Source organism: Aquimarina gracilis (assembly GCF_035285365.1).
In the GTDB taxonomy this organism is placed as follows: domain Bacteria; phylum Bacteroidota; class Bacteroidia; order Flavobacteriales; family Flavobacteriaceae; genus Aquimarina; species Aquimarina gracilis.
Genome location: NZ_JAYKLX010000003.1, coordinates 148115 through 169359, shown reverse-complemented (window position 1 = coordinate 169359; position 21245 = coordinate 148115). Strand labels below are relative to the sequence as shown.

Here is a 21245-nt window from a genome sequence, read left to right as displayed (position 1 = left end):
TAGTAACAATTGAAGGCCTAATGCAATCAATAGGTTAATTGGTATCAATTAAGAAAACGTACTTACTCAACAAAAATGCTGTGATCACTAGCAAATTTGGTTTCATTTATGAAGTGTTTGCTTAAAATTACATATATTTATGTCACATAAATAATTCATATTTTGAGAGTGATTCTAAAATTTATAGTAGCTTAATTATTAGCCATTAAACTTTAAGGTTAGTAATTCTTTGTTCGGATATTCTTCTGAACCAATTTTCATTTAATCAATTTTTCGTGTGTTGTTTTATCAGCGCTGATAAAGTCTGCTAGGCTTTTTAGCTTACAAATTCATATGCGCAAGTGCTAAGGATGACCAGCTCTGAGTTATCGGGGTTTTGACCTATCATCACATACGAATCTTACAATCAATTAAGTAAAAAACATAATTATTCATGAAAAATCAAGAAGGTAAAAAGAATCCAGAGTTTTTAGAATATGTTTTAGAGTTAAATGAGGGTACCGAACTCAAAAAAGCTCTCAAACTTAGTTTGAAAGATATTAATGACATTGATATCGCTCAATTCAACAGAATTGGTTTAAAAACTTATGAAAAAGGTAAATGGACAATTCATAAAATATTACAACATCTCATTGATTGGGAAAGAATTTGGTGTTTCAGAGCTACAATTTTTGCTCGTGGAGAAGGTACTATCCCTGATGCACATGACTAGGAAATCATGGGTAAAAACTCAAATGCAGATGAACTGTCAATTGAGCACTTGGTAAATGAGCTTCGAGTTGTACGTCAATCAACAATAATGATGTTTGAATCTTTCAGTAAGAAAATACTTGAAACTAATTGTGTGTTTTTTGAATATGAAATGCCGTTGTACATCATTGGATTGGCAATAACGGCGCATCAAATCCATCATTTTAATATAATAAAAGAAAGATATTTACCATTGGATAAATAAAGTTTCAATTAATTACTGTTATCATCCGTTGCCAACCTATGATATAGCACATGCCTCTAATAAATTACTTGATACTTTTCTGCAAATCCAATATTTTAGTAGAAATTTAAAAAGGTGAGGCACGTGCCATATCTGGACGTCGGGTACATCAAAAAATCATGAAGACAATGAAAGAAAGACAGTTAGGAAATAACGGATTTCGAATAAGCGAGGTCGGACTCGGTTGCTGGCAATTGGGCGGAGATTGGGGCCATAAAATAAATAAAAAACAGGCAAGGAAAATTCTGGATGAAGCTGTTAATAATGGCATTAATTTTTTTGATACTGCCGACGTATATGGAGATGGGAGAAGTGAAGAATTAATAGGAGAATTTATTAAAGAGTCTAATACCACAATAAAAGTTGCAACAAAGTTTGGACGTAGTGCTCATGTATTTCCAAACAACTATAGTGAGCAAGCACTTAGACAATCTGTCGATACTTCTAGAAAACGTCTTAATAAAGATTGTATTGACCTATTGCAGTTGCATTGTATACCAATAGAAGAGTTAAAAAAAGGTGAGATTTTTGATTGGCTGAGAACCTTAAAAAAAGAAGGAAAAATAGTTCATTTTGGAGCTAGTGTTGAAAGTGTTGAGCAAGGTTTAGTATGCCTTGAACAAGAAGGACTCCAATCACTTCAAGTTATTTATAACATTTTCAGACAAAAGCTGAGCCATGAATTGTTACCAAATGCCTATAAAAAAGGGGTCGGAATTATTGTTCGTTTACCATTAGCGAGTGGTTTACTTTCTGGTAAATTTACAAAAGAAACACAGTTTCATAAAAGTGATCATAGAAATTTCAATCAAGATGGAAAAGCCTTTAATGTTGGGGAAACCTTTGCTGGTGTTCCATTCAAGATTGGGGTAAAACTATCAGATGAATTGAAAGCATTTTGTCCAGAAAATTTATCAATGGCAGCAATGTCTCTACGTTGGATATTGGATCATAAAGAGGTAACAACAGTTATTCCCGGAGCAAGCTCAACAAAACAAGTCATAGAAAATTCAAAAGCAAGTGATTTGCCTTCGCTTTCTCTCCAGCTAATGAATGAATTAGAAGAGTTTTACCATAACAATATCCATAGTAATATTCGAGGCATTTATTAGCAATAGAAAGGATACTTGAAAATGAAGGGAATGTTTGGGATTCTTTAGGAGACGGTTATTTAGCTAAAGGAAATAAAAAAGAAGCAATTGTAAGTTATAACAAAGCGATAGATCTAGGTAGCGACGAGACAATGGAAAAACTGAAAAAGTTACTACAAAATGATTAACAACTACAGCCAACGACGTACACAATAAACAGCTTAGCTCTTGACTATCAAAAAATTGCCCCGGAATTTTCTCTGGCTCCCGAATGTTTGCTAAATTACAAACTAAACTACGCATACACATACCGTTTGTAGAAATCTTGAAAAGAAATGAATTGTTAATTAAAACTCTAAGCATATTATGACACTATCTTTTTTGAAAAAAATAATTTTCACTTGCATGCTTATTGTCATATACAATAAATCAATTGCTCAAGATTATGATTGTAATTATTATGGCTTATCAAAACCCAAAACCATTCCGCAAGATTTCAATCCTAAAATATTAGATTTAAAAGGAAGTTTTAAATTTAACGTTGAAATTAAAAAATGTGACGAGATTTATTTCACAACAATTGATTCACAAGAAAATATCTACTTCTCAAAAAAACATAATGAAAAATGGAGCGAACCAAAAATTGCATCTTTTTCTGACCCGAACTATGGTGATGCCGACCCTTTTTTGACTAAAGAAGGTAATAGGATATACTTTATCTCAAAAAGACCAACCAACCCAAAAGATAAAAAATTAGATTGGAATATCTGGTATGCCGATAATGAAAATGGTGTATGGATAAACCCCAAACCACTTCCTAAACCTATTAACTCAGACGAATTTGACGAGTATTTCTTCTCAATTTCAGATAAAGGAAATGCTTTTTTCTCTTCAAATAGAGCCGGTGGTGAGGGTTCTTTTGATATTTACACTACAAAAGTATTAGATAATAATGAATTTTCGGAACCAAAGAATGTTGGCCCACCATTAAGTACCGAAAAATATGAATTTGACCCTTACATTTCACCAGATGAAAGTTTTATAATTTTCTCAATTAACAAAAATGGTAACAGTAGTCTTTACTATAGTTATAGGAATCAAAAAAACAATTGGACAGAACCTAAAAGTTTAGGAAGTCAAATTAACAATACGCGCCAGGATTTTGCACCATCACTTTCTGCAAATGGAAAGTTTATTTTTTACTCAAATAATGGAAAGTTAAAATGGGTTAGTTCTGAAATAATAAATATCCCCGATTAAAATTAAAAGATTGCACAACAATGGTTCCTATGTAATTGCTTGTTCGCACTAGTTTATAAAATTAAGTCCTAGCCACTACTCATAGCCGAAACTGTAATAAGCACTAAAATGAAAATTTTGATAGAAACAGAAAGGTTATTATTAAGAGAAATTACTCTTGATGATAAAGAGGCACTATTTAAGTTGCATTCCGATCCAGTGGTACAAAAATATACGGGAGAACCTGTGGTGAAATCTATAGAAGAAACAAAAAAAGCCATAGAGACAAGAATTATTGACTATAAAAAAAATGGATTTGGTAGATGGGCTACTATATTAAAAAGTGGAAAGCAATTTGTTGGTTGGGCAGGATTGGCGTATCTGCCAGAATTTGATGAAATTGATCTTGGTTATAGATTCTTACCTAAATATTGGGGAATGGGTTTTGCTACGGAGGCATCTCGTGCAATTTTAAATTACGGATTTGATTCTCTCAAATTAAGAAAGATAATAGCAATTGCTATGAAAGAAAATAAAGCATCTATAAGAGTGATGGAAAAAGTTGGGATGGAATTTGACAAATTTGCGCCTTATGAAACTGGAGGTGAAGATGTTGTCTGGTATTGGTGTGATAAAAAGCTTATAACAAAAAGTAAACGCTATTAAAACAGGCACATATTCAAACCGTTAACAATAATATTCTCCCAGAAAAATGTCTGTTTTAGGAAAATTACTATATTTGTATATTGTATACAATATACAAAAGTTAAAACTTATGATAAATCAAGAATCTTTAAAAAGTAAAATTATAGAAGCCTTATGGGAATTAATTATTGAGGGAAAGATAAAACCAAATGAACCGATGCGTGAAACACACTTGGCAACTTTACTCAACATAAGTAGAACACCACTTAGGGAAGCTCTTCAACAATTAGAGTGGGAAGACATTTTAGTCTCAGAACCTAGAAAAGGTTTTAAATTAGCCAAATATTCTGAAAAAGATATTCTTGAGATTTATCCATTAAGAGCTAGATTAGAATCATTTGCTTTAGAATTATCAGGTATTCCAACAAAACAAGTAATAGATCGACTAATTGATATTAATTCCCAGATAACAAAAGCTAAATCTTCAAAAAAAATAGTAGCGTTAGATGAGCGCTGGCACTTATTATTAATTTCTAATTGCCAAAATAGAAGATTATTGAAAATGATAAAGAATCTTCACAGGCAATCTCAGCGATACGAATATGCTTATATGGATATGAACAACACCATAGAAAAGTCTATTGTTCAACACGAAAACATCATTGCACATTTACAGAAAAATCAACTCAATAAAGCAATAGAAATGTTTGCTGAAAACAATTTGGTTGGTGTCGATTCACTTATTAATTGGTTAAAACAAAACACTAAATAAAACTTCACTTAATGAAAAACATAGTATTACTTATTGCTCTTATAACTTTAGGATGTCAATCACCTCAAAATAAAACGGAACCCCCTTTTAAACAATTATTGAAATTCACAGACCAATATGCCAATGAAGTTTTAAGCAACCACAACATAAACTCCATAAGCTTAGCTATTTACCGCGACGGAAACACATATCACAACTATTACGGTGAGCTCGACAAAGAAGGAAAACACAAACCAAATGATAGTACGCTTTTTGAAATTGCTTCTATTTCAAAGGTTTTCCTGGGCTCGTTAACCGCAAAAGCAGTTTTAGAAAATAAAATCAATTTAGGCGATGATATACGAAAATATCTTAATGATGATTATCCAAATTTAGCATTTAATGGCACTCCCATTACCATTAGAGATTTAGTAACACACACCATTGGTTTTGCCACACCTACTGGACTCAGAAATACGTATGATAATATATCAAAAGGATATTATACCGATAAGGAACTTGACTATAACATGAACAGTCTACTTGAAGAACTCAAAACCGTTGAGTTAACACACAAACCAGGCACTTTTTACAATTATAACAACGTTGGCTCTGAACTCGCAGCGTATATTTTAGAGCAAGTAAATAAACATTCATACAAGGACCAATTACGAAGTTTTTTAAATGAATTGGATATGAAGCAAACATATTTACAAGAGTTTGAAAAACATCGAGAATACCTAGCTATAGGGTATGATGAAGCAAATAATAAAGCTCCTTTTGACAAAAACCCTTTAATAGGTGGTAGTGCAGGAATAATAACTACTTTACCCGATTTAATGAAGTTTATGAAATTTCAACTAGAAAGTGACAATCCACTCATAAAAGAGGCTACCAAAACATTATTTGAAGACGAGAATGGTAATGTTATGGGATATTTGTGGCAAGATATGGGTATTGCAAAAGAAGAAGGCTTTTATTACTCAAAAACAGGAGATGCTAATGGAATAAAAAGTGGAATATTACTATGCCCCGATAGTAATTATGGCCAAATTGTAATTGTAAATAATCAAACTGAAGCAGCTAATAATGATTGGGCGCAGTTATTTAATAAAATAGAAACAGAATTAATCAAATACCCAAAAATCAATTTATATTCTTTAACCAAACCCGATTTCATAAAGAATAAAAAAAAAGCATTAATGAAATTTAATAGCCTAAAGAGAAAAACTGATACATATTATAACACAAATTTGACTTGGACTTTAAATATGATTGGTTATGATTTACTTAACAAAAAAGAGATAGAAAAAGCAATAGAAATGTTTGAGTTTGCTATAGAGCAATCTCCCAATGATTTTAATTTATATGATAGTTTAGGTGAGGCATATTTTATAGCTGAAGACTATAAAAAATCACTCTTAAACTATAAAAAATCTGTTGAATTAAATCCAAATAATGGTAATGCTAAAGAATATATTGAAAAAATAAACACGATATTAAAAAAATAAAAAAGACTATTGCCAACCCCGTATAAAATTAATTGCTAATACAACCCTATTTATACAATTCTGGGGGATTTCTTATTCCGTTTGTGTTTGACGAATTAGTTCTTTAAATATGTAACCGACCTTATGCAAAAAACGTTGACAACAATTATGAATTAAGTTTGAAAAATTAAAGCCACAGATGTTTGTTTTTCTAAATCAACTGAGCAGATCTATGTTTCAAGGAGAAAAGACTCTAAATATTCTAAAGCATTAAAAATTTTAAAATATCTAATCAATAAATACTATTGATCCAAAAACTAAATCATATTCTAAAATAATATTTTTTCATACTAATTCGTTACTTTTAAGGTCAAACACCTTTTCTAACCCTAAAGATATCTACTTTGAAGATTAAAAAATTCTGGAAACGAATTTTATTAGTGCTAATCTTAGTCCCAATTTTATTAGTAGGAGGCCTAATGCTATATATTCAGAGCAACCAATCTGAAATTATTAAAGGGGAGATCGCAAAACTAAACAAAGAACACAAAGGCTTTATTAGTGTTGGTGAAAGTAAATTATCCCTTTTTGGTAACTTTCCATACATCTCTATAAAGGTTTATGACGTACAAATTTTTGAAACAAAAGAAGACAATGCGCCCATCATAATGGATGTAAAAGATATATACATAGGCTTCAACCTATTGGATATGGTGAAAGGGAATTATGATATTCAGTCTTTAGTAGTAGAAGAAGGTGTTTTTAATATTGTGATTCATGAAAATAATACTACGAATATTCAAAACTCCTTAGCAAGTACTTCAGAAACAGAAACATCCTCCACCAATATTCATCTAAAAAAAATTCGATTTAAAAGTCTGGATATCCATACCTTAGATGAAGCTACCAATACAGATGTCGAAAAATTTATGTATGCGGGCACAGGTGGTTTTAGCCAGAGAGACAGTACCATTTCTGGACATATAGATACTCATTTTGAGTTAAATGTGATCAAAGATGGAGATACCACTTTTATCCATAATAAACATTTGGAAGTGCATACCGATGTGGTCTTTAATGAATATACAGGAATTCTTGACATATCACCCTCAAGTATTGTTATGGAAAATGGCGATTTTGAGTTAAAAGGAACTATAGACACAAAGAATGATGTAGACCTTGATCTTTCTATAAAAGGAACAAAGCCCAATTTTGACATGTTGATTGCTTTCGCTCCTGCAGATATTATACCTGTATTAGAAAAATACAAAAATGCTGGAGAAATCTATTTTAATGCTAAGATCCAAGGACCAGCCAACAAAGGGAACAGACCTTTTATCAAGGCCAATTTCGGAGCTGGAAAAGCCTTTTTAGAAAATACCAAAAAAGCCAAAAAGATTGATAAAATGGGCTTTAAAGGTTATTTTACTAATGGAGAAAATAGAGACACAAGTACTATGGAATTTTCTCTAACCGACATGACTGCGTCCTTGGAAAAAGGAGAATTTGAAGGCTCCATTTTTGTGAAGAACTTTGAATCCCCAGAAGTGGATATGCAAATAAAATCGAATTTCAATCTCGATTTTATTGCAGACTTTTTTGAACTAGAGCAAGTACAAGATGCCTCTGGAGAAGTTTCGCTGAAAATGAATTTTCATGATATCATTGATATTGACAACCCTGAAAAGGCGTTACAAAAACTCAATCAAGCCTATTTTACAGAATTGATTGTAAAAGACTTGAGTTTAGTCGCCAAAGGACTTCCCGCTCCTTTGCACGATTTGAATGTACATTTAGTAATGAATGGAAAGGAAGCGACCCTGAACCAGTTTGAACTGTTGATGGGAAATTCAGATCTATCGGTAAGTGGTTTTCTTTCAGACTTACCCGCAATTGTACATCATACTAACATCCCAGTAGAAACCCATTTAGATATTGCCTCCAAATATTTAGATATTTCCCAATTAACCCGTTTTTCAAAACAAGACACTACTAAAACCGGTTTCGATGAACAAATAAAAGAGCTAAAGTTGGGGCTTTCCTTTAAAGCTTCTGCTAAAGATTTTACAGAATCTGAGTATTTACCAAAAGGTGAGTTTTTTATCGATAGTTTGTATGCAGACTTAAAACATTATCCGCATAAACTACATGATTTTCATGCTGATGTGTTAATAGATGACAAAGACTTAGAAATAATAGATTTTACAGGTTATATAGATGATAGTGATTTTCATTTTGACGGGTTGATACATGATTATGCCTTTTGGATGCAACCCGAACTTAAAGGGGATGTAGATTTAGATATCAATCTTACTTCTAATAAATTAAGACTGGAAGATGTATTTTCTTATAGGGGTGAAAATTATGTTCCAAAAGAGTACAGACATGAAGAATTTGATGATTTGACATTGCACTTTGCCTCTAGTATGCATTATAAAGATTCTGCTTTACATTCCATAGATCTGGTTTTAGACAAGTTGGACACAAAAATGAAATTGCACCCACTTCGCTTTCATGATTTTAGAGGAAACATTCATTATGAAGACGAACATCTGGTAATAAAAGACTTTCATGGGGAAATAGGAACCACCAATTTTAATTTCGATTTAAATTATTATTTGGGAGAAGATTCGCAAATAAAGAAAAGAGATAATTATCTGGAATTAAAGGCTAATTATATCGACTTCGATGCACTTTTCAATTTCGATTTAAGTCCGCCAAAACCAACAGAAGTTGTTACTTCAAAAACTGAAGATGTAAAAGAACATGCAGATGCCTTCAATATATACGAGTTGCCATTTACCGATATGCAATTTAAGGCAGATATCACTCACTTTATTTACCATAGAATAGATCTTCAAAATATCAAAGCAGATTTAAGAACAACACCCAATCATTATGTTTATATAGATACGTTACATATGGATGCCGCAGGAGGGAATATTCGATTAAGTGGATATTTTAATGGTAGTGATCCAAAACATATCTACATGCAGCCGGATTTGGTTATGAATAATATTGATTTGGATAAATTGTTGTTCAAATTCGAAAATTTTGGCCAAGACCATCTCGTTTCAGAAAATTTACAAGGAAAACTCACCTCTAAAATTAAAGGTAAAATTAGGGTATACCCAGATATGGTGCCAGATCTGGACCAATCTACTATAGAAATGGATGTAAAAGTATTAAATGGAAGATTAAAAAATTATGATCCAATGCTGGCACTTTCAGAGTATATGGGAGATAAAAACCTGCAAAACATTCGGTTTGACACCTTACAAAATAGTTTAGATATAAAGAAAGGGAAGATTAATATTCCCACTATGACAATCGAATCTACTTTGGGCCATATGGAATTGTCTGGTACGCATGATAATAATCAAAATATTGATTATTATTTACGTATTCCCTGGAAAACTGTAAGAAAAGCTGCTTGGCAAAAATTATTCGGAAACGAGAAGGATGCTGCTATTAATGAGGAGCAAGAAGATGAGATTGTAGAAGTAGATCCTAATGAAAAAATAAAATATCTCAATCTAAAGATCAAAGGGAGCATAGATGACTATAAGGTTTCATTGGGTAAGAAAAAAGATTAGACTTACTGATAATAATAAAAGTTATCAACAATGGATATACCCCAATTGCTTCCCCTTACCCACCCTTCTAATTTTCTAGTTGCTTGTTTTACAATTGGATTGGCCTGTGATATTTCTCACCGTTTGGGTATCTTTGAATAAATCAAGCTCGCCAACGCAACCGTATAGCCAAATCATTTCGGCAAATTAGGACTAAATGAAATTATCTAAATTATTCTTTGTTGTATATATTTTGATAACCGGCTTAAGCTGTAAATCACAAACATCGATATCGCGAATTGAAATAGTTCAACCAACAATAGAACGAGAAGCAACGTCAATTTGGAGAACAATCAACGATTTTACTTTTTTTGAAAAGCAAGACTACAACATTAATCTGCTAAAGAATTCTTTAATCGACTCTTTGATAACAAAATCAAAAAATGGGACTTTTGGAAATGAAGATTTCTCTTCTATTTACTCACTTCTAGAAGCCAAGGTTTTCGAAAAACAGGATTATGAACTGGCAATACAAAAGGTTGAAGATAATATCGACCTTGTTAATAATCTTGTCGATCTAATAGATTCCAAGAAAAATCAATGGGATTGGAATTTCAAAATGTTTGACAAATATAGGGTGGTTTTGACATTATATGGAACAGGAGGTAGTTATGATCCCGAAGAAGGAATTATAACCTTATTAACAAATAAAGAAGGTAGGTTTATGAATTATACGAATCCTGCCAACACAATAATTCATGAAATCACTCATATGGGAATGGAATATTCAATTGTACAGAAATACAGTCTTCCCCATGGACTAAAAGAAAGAATAGTAGACACTTTTGTATACCTTATGTTCCAGAAAAAATTACCCGAATACAAAATTCAAAATATGGGAGACAATAAAATCGATACGTATTTGAACAAGCAAGATGATATAAGTTCTTTGAATGTAATAGTTTCAAAATTTATAAATTAATAAACTTGCCACAACAAAGTATATATATCATACTCCAAGGGATACAACTGATATACAAAGTATTATAGGCAAGCTAAAAAAATACTTGTCCAATTTTCGGTTGCTAAATAAATTTCAGCATTAGTTCTTTGCACAAAACGATTAAAGATGGAATTTAAAAACTTGCATAACCAAGACAAACCTTTATTGATCGCAAATGTTTGGGATGTTCCAAGTGCTAAAGTTGCCGAAGAATTAAACTTTCAAGCAATAGGGACTTCAAGTTCCGCAATTGCATCACTATTAGGGTATAGTGATGGAGAAGAAATGGAATTTTCTGAATTGGAATATTTCGTAAAACGAATATCTCTTAATACAAATCTACCGTTATCTGTTGATTTAGAATCGGGGTATAGCCGTAATCCAAAAGAAATAATTACTCACATTAAAAGATTAGTAGAATTAGGAGTTGTTGGGATTAACATTGAAGATAGTGTTGTTAACGGAAACCGAGTTTTATTAGATGCAAATAGTTTTGCAAAAACATTAACTGTTATAAAAGAAGATTTAGAAAAAGAGAATATTGATGTTTTTATAAATGTACGAACGGATACATTTATCCTACTTCGAGAAAGTATCATAGAAGAAACAAAAAGGAGAATTCAACTTTATCAAAATGCAGGAATAGATGGGATTTTCACACCTTGCATTGAGAAAGAAGTTGATATAAAAGAAATTATAAAGTCCACAAACTTGCCAATTAACGTAATGTCTATGCCCAATCTTCCAAATTTTAATACCTTGACCAAATTAGGAGTAAAGCGAATTAGTATGGGTAATTTTCTTTTTGAAAAAATGTACAATCAATTTAAACAAATAATAAAAACAGTAACAACTCAAAATTCATTCAAATCAATTTTTTAAATGCTCGTAACAGACACTAGAAAAATAGAAACGTATTACAAAGCTTTATTAGAAAGAAAACAAAGCTTTGTTGGAATTTTTTTTGTTGGCGTAAAAACTACGTCTGTTTTTTGTATTGCAACTTGTAGAGCAAGAAAACCCAAGAAAGAAAATGTAGAGTTTTATACTACTTTTAAGGAAGCTCTGGATAATGGCTATAGACCTTGTAAAGTATGCAAGCCAACAGAAAATACAAATCAAGCACCCGATCAGGTTGAGAGTGCAATTATATTGGTTAAAGAAAATCCTAAAGAAAAAATAACAGATTATCAATTAAAACAAAAAGGAATTCGTCCAGAAGCTGTACGAAGGTGGTTTAAGAAAAATTATGGCATGACTTTTCAAGCTTATCAAAGAATGTACAGAATAAACAATGCTTTTCAAGAGCTTAAGCAAGGAAAGAAGACTACGCATACTGCATTTGATACAGGCTATGAATCGTTAAGTGGTTTTGGTTATACGTTTAAAAAACTAGTAGGTAAATCACCAAAGCAGAGTAAAGGTGAAAACCTAATTCTGATAAACCGACTTACAACACCATTGGGACCAATGTTTATTTGTGCAACTGACAATGGAATTTGTTTGCTTGAATTTGTTGATAGACGGATGCTTGAAACAGAATTTAAAGATTTACAAAAACTATTAAATGCAAACATCATTTTGGGTGAGAACAAACACATTAAACAGGTCAAGAAAGAAATTGATGAATATTTTGATGGAACAAGAAAAACTTTTGATGTAAACATAGAAACACCAGGAACTGATTTTCAAAATAAAGTATGGAACTTTTTAAATGAAATAGAATACGGGACAACAACAACTTATCAAGAACAAGCTAAAAAAATAAACAACCCAAAAGCAATTAGAGCAGTAGCTTCTGCAAACGGTTACAATCGCATTTCAATTATTATTCCTTGTCATAGGGTAATTGGAAAAGATGGAAAAATGAAGGGCTATGGTGGAGGAATTGAGCGGAAAAAGTGGTTGATTGAACACGAACAGAAAAATGTCAACACACAATCAGCTATTTGAAAAAGTGGTTTAAGCAAAAAAAGAAAATATTAAGAGATATCGAACCTTTGGCTGTAAATTTTATAAAATGCCAGTGGTTAACAACGTGAAGAGATCATTGCAATTCACTATCTTTCAGTTATAATGGAAAATCATAGTTGACTTTATATAACAAACCATACACAAAATGTTGTAGCACATTAAAGAAGAACTATGAATAGAAATATTTGTGTAGTGTATATAAAAAATAATAAAGACACTTACTAAAAAGAAATGGAAGCTATTATTACGGTTGTTGGTTTTTTGGGGGCAGGAAAAACAACATTATTAAAACACTTGATGATCAGCTATATTGATAAAGGCTGGAATCCTTTTATTATTCTTAATGATTATGAAAACGCAAATCTTGATGCTCAACAATTTATCGAGCAAATAGGACCGAAACAAATCAGGGCACTTAGTGGCAGTTGCATTTGTTGTAGTGGTATAAATGAACTTAGAGATTTTGTGAATAGAGTTCCAAAGCGAACTAATGGAATTACACTTATTGAGGCCAATGGTACTTCTGATGCTTGCTCACTTATGAGTTTTCTTGGAGTTGGTCTCAATAATCGGTTTCTACCACCTATTCAAGTATCTGTCGTTGATGTTAAAAATTGGCAAAAAAGAGGGGAACATAATGAACTTGAAGCAAATCAGATTCAAGTATCTTCTTTGATTGTATTAACGCATATTGAAAATATACCATTGGACAGGTTAACCTTTGTAGTTAAAGAACTACATAAACTCAACCCATTAGCAGAAATTATAAACATCGATGAGATTGATGTTTCTCTTATTCCTAAACTCTCCCCATCTAAAAACAATGCTCAAAAGTTTGAACACCTTAAAGCTCATTGGTCTTCCTGCTCTTCTGACCTACCAAATTTACCGAATTCAAATTGTATTTATGATATTTGTAATACACTTCCGAAAAGTATCATTCGTGTGAAAGGCTGTACTCAAATTGGAAATGAAGAAGAGTACACTTATTTCGAACGAACTCCAAATGGTGAAGTATTTATTAGACCATTTAATGGAGTACCAATAACTGGATCAAAACTTCTAACTATTGGTCCTGGGAGTGAACCTAAACTACTTGAAAAAGCAATAAAAATTAGCCTATTACAACAGAATCAAGTTCACGAAAAATGAATTTAACTGAAATTGAAAAAAGCAAAGCAAAGTTTAGTGTTCGATCAAAAGTCCATTTCCTTTTTTGTAATGGTATAAGATTTTTCTAAGTTTAACAAAAAAATAATCAGACCTATCTGCCAGCAGATAGGCGGATAGGAAAATCGAAAAGCAAGGTTATATTTTGCCTTGTTATGACACATATTTTAACGTTGACAATAATTTAAATGAATAAAATACAAAAAAAGCACATTTATAAATATTTGATTGAAATCATTATAATCGTTATTGGTGTTTTAATCGCATTTTATTTAACTAATTGGGGGAAAGAAATTGAAAAAAGGAAGACCGAAAAAGAAATTATTTCCCAAATATATTTTGAATTAAGTGATAATTTGGTTGATCTAAAAAATGATATAGAACTTCATAAAAACTCACTTAAAAGTCAATCAAAAATTCAAAAGTTTTTGGACACCGACACTATTAATAGTGACTCTTTGATCATGGATTTTTATTGGGCATCTAAAGAGGAATACATTTTTCCAAATACGTCTGCATTTGAAAACTTAAAGAATACAGGAATGAGCATTGTTAAAAATGATTCATTAAGAGATTTAATTACGTTAGTCTATAACAATTATTTCCCAAGAATATCTAAAGGAAATAATTTGCACCCTGATATTAATGACTATTTATCTCCTTATCTTAAAAAAAAATTCAAAGTAAACCGAAACCCAAATATTAAGTATGATTTGTATCTGGGAGATTCATTAAAAATCACCTATCCAAGAAATTTTGGCAATGGAATTAGGCAGATTATAGGATATGTTCCTTTGGATACAAAAAGTTTAAAAAAGGACGAGGAATTCAGGTTTTTGATATCAGAAATATTATGGTTTAGGATATACAAAATACATTATTACCAAACATCAATAACTAATACTGAAAAGATATTGAAACTTATTGAAAAGCAATACCCAAAAACTATTGCCAACAAAAAAAATGAATAACAATTACCTAACGTTAGCTACCAAATATATTCAAACCATTATAAGTTGTTTTGAATGACCATTTTTTAAATAAAATATTAAAGAAATACAGACTTCAAGAAAATATTGAGTGGCAGATTGACAGACAAAAATAAACCCTTACTAGGCAATTAAAAGATCTAACAAGTGAATACTTGTTTTTCTATTTTACCAGAGTATTTTGAGATGCTTATAAATGGGTTTATCCAATTGATTACTATTTATATGAAACATCGCGGAGTATTACCAGTCATTAAAACTAAGTTTCATGTTATGGTAAAGTATCCATCAAAATATTGATCATAAAAAAATCTCAGCTCTAGTAGTCTAAGCTTTTTATCTATATTTTGATATAATTAATTTGCACAAAGATTGAATACAACAATATTAGACATTGCAATTATTGCTAGTATTATTATAGGATTTTTTATAAGTATTTCACTTGTAACCACTTCTTTTTATAGGAGTCGTGCCAATAACTATCTCTCTCTATCGCTATTCTTGATGACACTTTTGACCTTTTTAGATTGGGCCGATGTAGAAAATATCGTTTTGGAGTTTTTAAACAATATCATGCTGGATTTTTTGGTCGCAGTTACTTTATTTACCTATTTTCTTATTCAAATTCAGTATAACTATCTTAGAAAGAGTTGGTATAATTGGCTTTACGTTCCTTTCTTAGGCTCTTTGATCATTGAGGTTTTCATTTCTTTTTCAGATTATGTTTTAAACCTATATAGTCCCAATTTGGATGCCTTGACATATTACCTTAAACTTTTTGTATCGATAGGGCTTAATGTGTTTTTAATCTTTTGGGCGAGGAAATTAATAAAAGCGTCCACTACTATTTCAAAAGATAAAAAACGCTGGTTGTTACGATTAAATCTTTTCATGATATACATTATTATATGTTGGATTTTCTCTTATGTAGAATCTTTTGTTTCAACTTCAGAGTATATTACAAATTTTCTATGGATACAACTTTCTTTTTTATTGTGGTGGATATTGTATTATGGAATATTTAGACTTCAGATCATAGTTCAAAAAGATGAAATACATCAATATTTAGCTTCAAAAAAGGCAAATGGTAATCAAGTAAAAAAGAAAATAAATAGATCTACTACTTCCAAAATTATTACCCAACTTTATAAGTTAATGGAAGAAGAAGAGTTATATAAAAACCCTCTTTTAAGTAGATTAGATCTGGCAACTCGATTGGGAACAAGCGAAGGATATTTATCCCAAATTATAAATCAGGAAGAGTTAATAAAAGTATCATTCAATTTGTAAACGAATATCGAATTGAAGCGGCCAAAAAACTGTTGCATGATCCGGTATTTCATAAGTATTCTGTAGAAGCCATTGGCCTGGAAGCTGGTTTTAAGTCCAAGAGTGCTTTCTATAGTACTTTTAAAGCAAGTCTTGGTATGTCTCCAGGAGCCTTTAGAAAGCTTCAAAACGCGTCCTGATTCGTATACTTCTATTGATTTAGTACCTCTTCAATCCAAAATTATCTTTTTGTTTTTTTGATACGCATACTTTTACACCCGTAAATCAAAAAATACAAAAAATGAAAAAAGTATTAATAACAACTGTTATAGTAGTTTTGGGATTATCAAACGTTAATGCACAAGAAATTAAATTTGGTGCTAAAGCAGGAGTAAACGTTGCTTACATTAGTGGAGATAATATTGAAGACATTGACCCAATAACAGATTTTAATTTTGGCTTTCTAGCGGAAATATCCATTTCTGAAAAATTCTCTTTTCAACCTGAATTAATGTATTCTGGTCAAGGGTCTGAAGTGAACTTAAAATATTTAAACATCCCGCTAATGGGAAAATACTATATGACAAAAGGATTGAGTCTTGAAGCCGGACCACAAATAGGATTTTTACTATCAGCAAAAAATGACGACACAGATGTAAAAGATGTATTTAATACCATTGATTTAGGGCTTAATTTTGGAGTAGGTTACAAATTAAACAACGGGCTTAATTTTGGCGCAAGATATAATTTAGGGTTATCGGATATTAATGATGTGGATGATGTATCCGATAAAAATAGAAATGAAGTATTTCAATTATCTGTTGGCTATTTCTTTTTCTAAGACTTAATAACTGTAACATTATAAAACCCGAGTATATTTACTTGGGTTTTTCTTTATCTAATTAAAAAATCAACTAAATCCAAAAGTAAGGTAACATTATGTCCTTACAGGATACATATAGTAAACGTTATAATACATTAAGCCAAACGAAATACAGATGAAAAAGATTATAGTGCTATCATTATTTTTGACAATTGGATTTACATCCTGCAAAACTTCTGAAAAGGAAATAGACAAAATTGAAATTGCAAAGCAATATTACAAGGCTCTTGACAATTCTAATGGCGCTTCAATGAAAATTTTATTAACCGATAGCCTTAAAACTGAAATACCAGAATACAATTATAAACAGAATTATTCTCTGGAAGAGTATATTGAGAATTGGTTAAAATGGGACTCAGTATTTGACCCTACATACAAAATTCTTCAAATTGAACAGGAAAACGGAGTTGTAAAAGCAAAGGTTTCAAAAATTGACAAAAGGATCTTTTTCCTTCAGCAAGAACCATTTATAACAAATGAGATACTAAGGTTTCGGAAAAACAAAATAAGTGCAATAGAAATAGAATATGTAAATTTTAATGAAGAGGTTTGGGAAAAAAACAGAACAGAAATTTTAAACTGGATTGATGAAAATCATCCCGAATTAAATGGATTTATATACGACCAAACAGAAAAAGGAGGAATAAAATTCTTAAAAGCCATCGAACTATATAAAAACAGAAAATAACGGCCTGCAATGCCTTGAAAATAAAAAATAAAGAAAATAAACTATGTAACAATATTTTACCTAAATCGTCATAAGGATTATGAGCAACTTTTTAAAAACCCGTATCACAATTATTTTTCTTTTGGTTTCCTGTACGGTCTTCTCACAAAATGAAATAACTACAATTTCAGGTCAAATTTTGGACCTGGAAACTTCAGAGCCAATATCTTTTGCTTCAATATATATTAAATCAGCATCTATAGGAACAATAACCAATGAAGATGGATATTTCATATTTCATATCCCTGCCGAACAAAAAGAAAGTATTGTAATGATTTCGATAATCGGTTATTCATCAGTATCAAAAAAAGCAAGTTCTTTTTTAAAAAATGAAAAAATATTCCTTTCAGCAAAAACTACAACCCTTGATGAAGTTGTTATAACATCAACCAAAAAGAAAGAACTTACGGCGAAGGAAATTGTGCAGAAAGCCTATAAAGCAATCAAGAATAACTATCCTAACAAACCCTACATTTTGGAAGGATATATACGAGACCTCCAAAAGGAAGATAACAAATATGTTGAGTTTCTAGAATGCGCAGCTAAATTTTTATACCAAGGCTACAAGATTAAAAGAGAACCCTCTGTAGAACTGTTAGAAATAAAAACAAATTATTTGGCCGAAAAGCATCCCTGGAACAAAAATTGGGAACGAAAGAACTCGATAATAGATTTGGTAGAAGACGATTTAATTCGCTTTGATTACGGACCAATAAAAGGAAAAAATGGTTGGAGGTACAAACTGGAAAGTATTTTGCCATATGGAAATGGATTGGTATATAAAATAACTGGTATCGATAAGCCATTTCAAACTTCTACCCTTTTTATAGATACACAAACATTTGCTTTTGTAAAGATTGAATTAACAAGAGAGGCAATAAAAAATAAATCTTGGAGAAGAAGGTTCTCAAACGGAGCGCTACAAGTATATTATAATTTAGTTCTGGAGTATCAAGAGTATGAAGGTAAAATGTATTTAAAATATCAAAAAGAAGAAGATCATTGGAGAATTTTCAAAGGTTTAGAATCCAACAAAGTGATTTTCACGCAATACCCTAAAAAAGAATTATTTATCAATAAAATTATCATCGATAACGTTGAGAATTATCCCTTTAAAAGAAATATGGATATTGGTACCAGTATTGAAAATCAAGCAAAAGAATTCAACGCCGATTTTTGGAATTCATATAATATCCCAACACAAACGGAAAAAGAAAGTGAAATAATTTCGGAGCTGAAAAGCAGGACTGAATAATGAATAAAACGTTTGGATCCACTTGTCAGCACGAAAACAACCACTAAACGAAACAAATGCAAGTTGTCACACAAAAATCTGAAATTACAGAATACCTTAATGATTGGATATCCGCATATCAAACAGATGGAGTGATAGCTTGTTTGACGGAGTTAGAAAATCAAATATTAAAAACAATTCGATGAACATCTTAATTAATAACATAATTGAACAATTAGTTGAAATACAGAATGGAAAAATATGGATTGGGAGTTCATATGACAGTAAATTGAATGGGATTGATGATAATTTGGTTTTTGTAAGACCTATTAAAAACTTGCATAGTATCGCCGAAATCATTTCGCACCTCACGTTATGGAGAAACGAAGCCATCTTAAAAATCAAAACCGGAAAAGGTAGCAAAACAGATGATTGCGAAGAAAATTGGCTCACGAATGAAAAATTGAAAGCAAAAGGCTGGGACAAAATAAAATCGGAATACGATAACACTTTAACTGAATTAATTACACTACTGAAAAGAAAAGATGATTCATTTTTAAAGAAGGAATACTACGATACCGACTTCAAAGGTAATTATGAATATAGATTCTTATTAAATGGAATGCTTCATCACGATATTTACCATCTAGGACAATTGGGAATAATAACTAAATATTTAAACCAATAACCACAATCTAAAATTGCTATAACTCATTATTGTTTAGGACTTACTTATATAAAACCTGTTATAGGTTTAAGTACAAGCATCCTATTTATTGCAATTTTGTTACCTTAGTGATTCATCAGAAATTTCGCCACGACACATAGACTTATTGTTAGATATAATTTTTGTTAAGAACATAAGAATCTAATTTACTTGTCTGCTAATTTTTATAACTCCATGCATGAGAAACTAAGGAGCCATATAGAAAAAATTGTACCCCTTACTGATAAAGAATTTGAGTTTATACTATCTCATTTTACCACGATGCATTTCAAAAAAAATCATTTCGTTTTTGAGAGAGGTGAAAAAGTAGAGTATGCTTATTACGTCGTCTCTGGACTTCTAAAATTAGTATATACCGATGACTTGGCCAATGAACACATCTTATCTTTTGCAATGGAAGACTGGTGGGAAAGTGACTTCTATGCTTACTTCAACCAAAAAAAGGCAACAATGTCTTTAAAGTGTATCGAAGAATCCAATACGTATTGCCTATCTCTCGAAAGTTACCAAAATCTGTGTATAAATATGCAAAAAATGGAAAGCTTCTTTCTTCAAAAATCAAATTTGGGTTTTATAGGATCGCAACAACGCATATTATCTTTACTTACTACCAATTCCAAAGAGCGTTACGAACAACTTCTTAAACAATACCCTTCATTAATACAAAGAGTATCCAAAACTCAACTTGCCACTTATCTAGGTGTTTCCAGGGAAACACTTAGCAGACTTTACTCTTAAAATATTGCATTTCATAAGTTATCAATAGTATAAGATTACAATTCAAGAATAGTGATATATATCACAGGTTTACCTACCGCTTATCATGCAACTTTGCATAATAAATCAAGCGCATTCGTGCTCAAACAAAAACAAATGAAAAAACAAGTAATTAACCCCTGGAAATGGCAAGATACTCGTGGTTATGTACAAGCTGTAGAAGTAAAAAACGTGGAGAGTACATTATATGTATCTGGGCAAACTGCTATAAATGCCGAAGGTCATGTTAGTACGGCAGACATGAAAACCCAATTGATCGAATCCATACAAAATTTGGAACAAGTTCTTAGAGAAGCTGGCTACGAATGCCAGAATATTGTTCGATTAAATATGTATACTACCTCAACAAAAGAACTTTTGCTCCATTTTGATATTTTCCAAAAGTGGGTGGCTTCGCGAAACATTAAACAAACACTTACGGTAATTGAAGTTGTAAGTCTTTTTGAAACTCTAAAAGTAGAATTAGAAGTTACAGCGGTGAAGTAATGATATTCTAAATAGTTAAAAGAGGAATGAAGAAATAAGGTTTTGAAGAATATAAAATGAGGGGTATCCCGTGCAAAAATGCTAAGCAAAACATTATTGAAGAAATTAAAAAAACTATTATCAACAAATATATAATTTAATATAACAAACTTATTATCTGGACAGGCCTGATATAAATGTAAGAATTTATCGCTATTTTACTATCTTAGAGTCTTTGACAA

General features: G+C 31.2%; 21 protein-coding genes. All 21 read left to right on the top strand.

Features of this window, described 5'->3' with window-relative positions; genetic code table 11:
- The first annotated feature begins 433 nt into the window (after positions 1-433).
- The 21 genes from U6A24_RS06770 to U6A24_RS06675 all read left to right on the top strand — a co-directional run bounded on the left by U6A24_RS06770 (position 434) and on the right by U6A24_RS06675 (position 21024).
- Entirely contained in the window at positions 434-712 is a 279-nt protein-coding gene (locus U6A24_RS06770) for a hypothetical protein (protein WP_324179187.1), read from the top strand.
- A gap of 6 nt (positions 713-718) precedes the next feature.
- Positions 719-955, top strand: coding sequence for a hypothetical protein (locus U6A24_RS06765; RefSeq protein ID WP_324179186.1), 237 nt, complete (start codon positions 719-721; stop codon positions 953-955).
- A gap of 167 nt (positions 956-1122) precedes the next feature.
- On the top strand, positions 1123-2106 hold the full coding sequence (locus U6A24_RS06760) for an aldo/keto reductase (RefSeq protein WP_324179185.1): 984 nt from the start codon (positions 1123-1125) through the stop codon (positions 2104-2106).
- Positions 2107-2490: 384 nt separating this feature from the next.
- Positions 2491-3345 (top strand): TolB family protein, encoded by an 855-nt coding sequence (locus tag U6A24_RS06755; RefSeq protein ID WP_324179184.1) that lies wholly within the window; start codon positions 2491-2493, stop codon positions 3343-3345.
- A 117-nt stretch (positions 3346-3462) separates the two neighbouring features.
- Positions 3463-3990: a GNAT family N-acetyltransferase gene (locus U6A24_RS06750; protein WP_324179183.1), complete on the top strand. Its 528-nt coding sequence runs from the start codon at positions 3463-3465 to the stop codon at positions 3988-3990.
- A 109-nt stretch (positions 3991-4099) separates the two neighbouring features.
- Complete coding sequence (locus tag U6A24_RS06745) at positions 4100-4741, top strand: GntR family transcriptional regulator (RefSeq protein ID WP_324179182.1); 642 nt, start codon at positions 4100-4102, stop codon at positions 4739-4741.
- Between the two features lie 11 nt (positions 4742-4752).
- Positions 4753-6231: a serine hydrolase gene (locus tag U6A24_RS06740; RefSeq protein WP_324179181.1), complete on the top strand. Its 1479-nt coding sequence runs from the start codon at positions 4753-4755 to the stop codon at positions 6229-6231.
- Positions 6232-6614: 383 nt separating this feature from the next.
- Positions 6615-9806 (top strand): AsmA family protein, encoded by a 3192-nt coding sequence (locus tag U6A24_RS06735; protein WP_324179180.1) that lies wholly within the window; start codon positions 6615-6617, stop codon positions 9804-9806.
- 196 nt (positions 9807-10002) lie between these two features.
- Complete coding sequence (locus U6A24_RS06730) at positions 10003-10767, top strand: hypothetical protein (protein ID WP_324179179.1); 765 nt, start codon at positions 10003-10005, stop codon at positions 10765-10767.
- A gap of 147 nt (positions 10768-10914) precedes the next feature.
- Positions 10915-11670 (top strand): isocitrate lyase/PEP mutase family protein, encoded by a 756-nt coding sequence (locus U6A24_RS06725; RefSeq protein WP_324179178.1) that lies wholly within the window; start codon positions 10915-10917, stop codon positions 11668-11670.
- Entirely contained in the window at positions 11671-12741 is a 1071-nt protein-coding gene (locus tag U6A24_RS06720) for a bifunctional transcriptional activator/DNA repair enzyme AdaA (RefSeq protein WP_324179177.1), read from the top strand.
- 252 nt (positions 12742-12993) lie between these two features.
- Entirely contained in the window at positions 12994-13914 is a 921-nt protein-coding gene (locus tag U6A24_RS06715; protein ID WP_324179176.1) for a GTP-binding protein, read from the top strand.
- A 206-nt stretch (positions 13915-14120) separates the two neighbouring features.
- On the top strand, positions 14121-14903 hold the full coding sequence (locus U6A24_RS06710) for a DUF6090 family protein (protein WP_324179175.1): 783 nt from the start codon (positions 14121-14123) through the stop codon (positions 14901-14903).
- Positions 14904-15293: 390 nt separating this feature from the next.
- Positions 15294-16211 (top strand): hypothetical protein, encoded by a 918-nt coding sequence (locus tag U6A24_RS06705; RefSeq protein WP_324179174.1) that lies wholly within the window; start codon positions 15294-15296, stop codon positions 16209-16211.
- Between the two features lie 32 nt (positions 16212-16243).
- Entirely contained in the window at positions 16244-16390 is a 147-nt protein-coding gene (locus U6A24_RS23205) for an AraC family transcriptional regulator (protein ID WP_344820962.1), read from the top strand.
- Positions 16391-16491: 101 nt separating this feature from the next.
- Complete coding sequence (locus U6A24_RS06700) at positions 16492-17031, top strand: porin family protein (RefSeq protein WP_324179173.1); 540 nt, start codon at positions 16492-16494, stop codon at positions 17029-17031.
- 157 nt (positions 17032-17188) lie between these two features.
- Positions 17189-17761 carry a hypothetical protein gene (locus U6A24_RS06695; protein ID WP_324179172.1) on the top strand — a complete coding sequence of 191 codons (573 nt, stop codon included), beginning with the start codon at positions 17189-17191 and terminating at the stop codon, positions 17759-17761.
- 79 nt (positions 17762-17840) lie between these two features.
- On the top strand, positions 17841-19055 hold the full coding sequence (locus tag U6A24_RS06690; protein WP_324179171.1) for a carboxypeptidase-like regulatory domain-containing protein: 1215 nt from the start codon (positions 17841-17843) through the stop codon (positions 19053-19055).
- A 181-nt stretch (positions 19056-19236) separates the two neighbouring features.
- Positions 19237-19722 carry a DinB family protein gene (locus tag U6A24_RS06685; RefSeq protein ID WP_324179170.1) on the top strand — a complete coding sequence of 162 codons (486 nt, stop codon included), beginning with the start codon at positions 19237-19239 and terminating at the stop codon, positions 19720-19722.
- A gap of 213 nt (positions 19723-19935) precedes the next feature.
- Positions 19936-20499: a Crp/Fnr family transcriptional regulator gene (locus U6A24_RS06680; protein WP_324179169.1), complete on the top strand. Its 564-nt coding sequence runs from the start codon at positions 19936-19938 to the stop codon at positions 20497-20499.
- A 135-nt stretch (positions 20500-20634) separates the two neighbouring features.
- Positions 20635-21024, top strand: a complete 390-nt coding sequence (locus tag U6A24_RS06675; protein ID WP_324179168.1) for a RidA family protein — start codon at positions 20635-20637, stop codon at positions 21022-21024.
- Positions 21025-21245 lie beyond the last annotated feature (221 nt).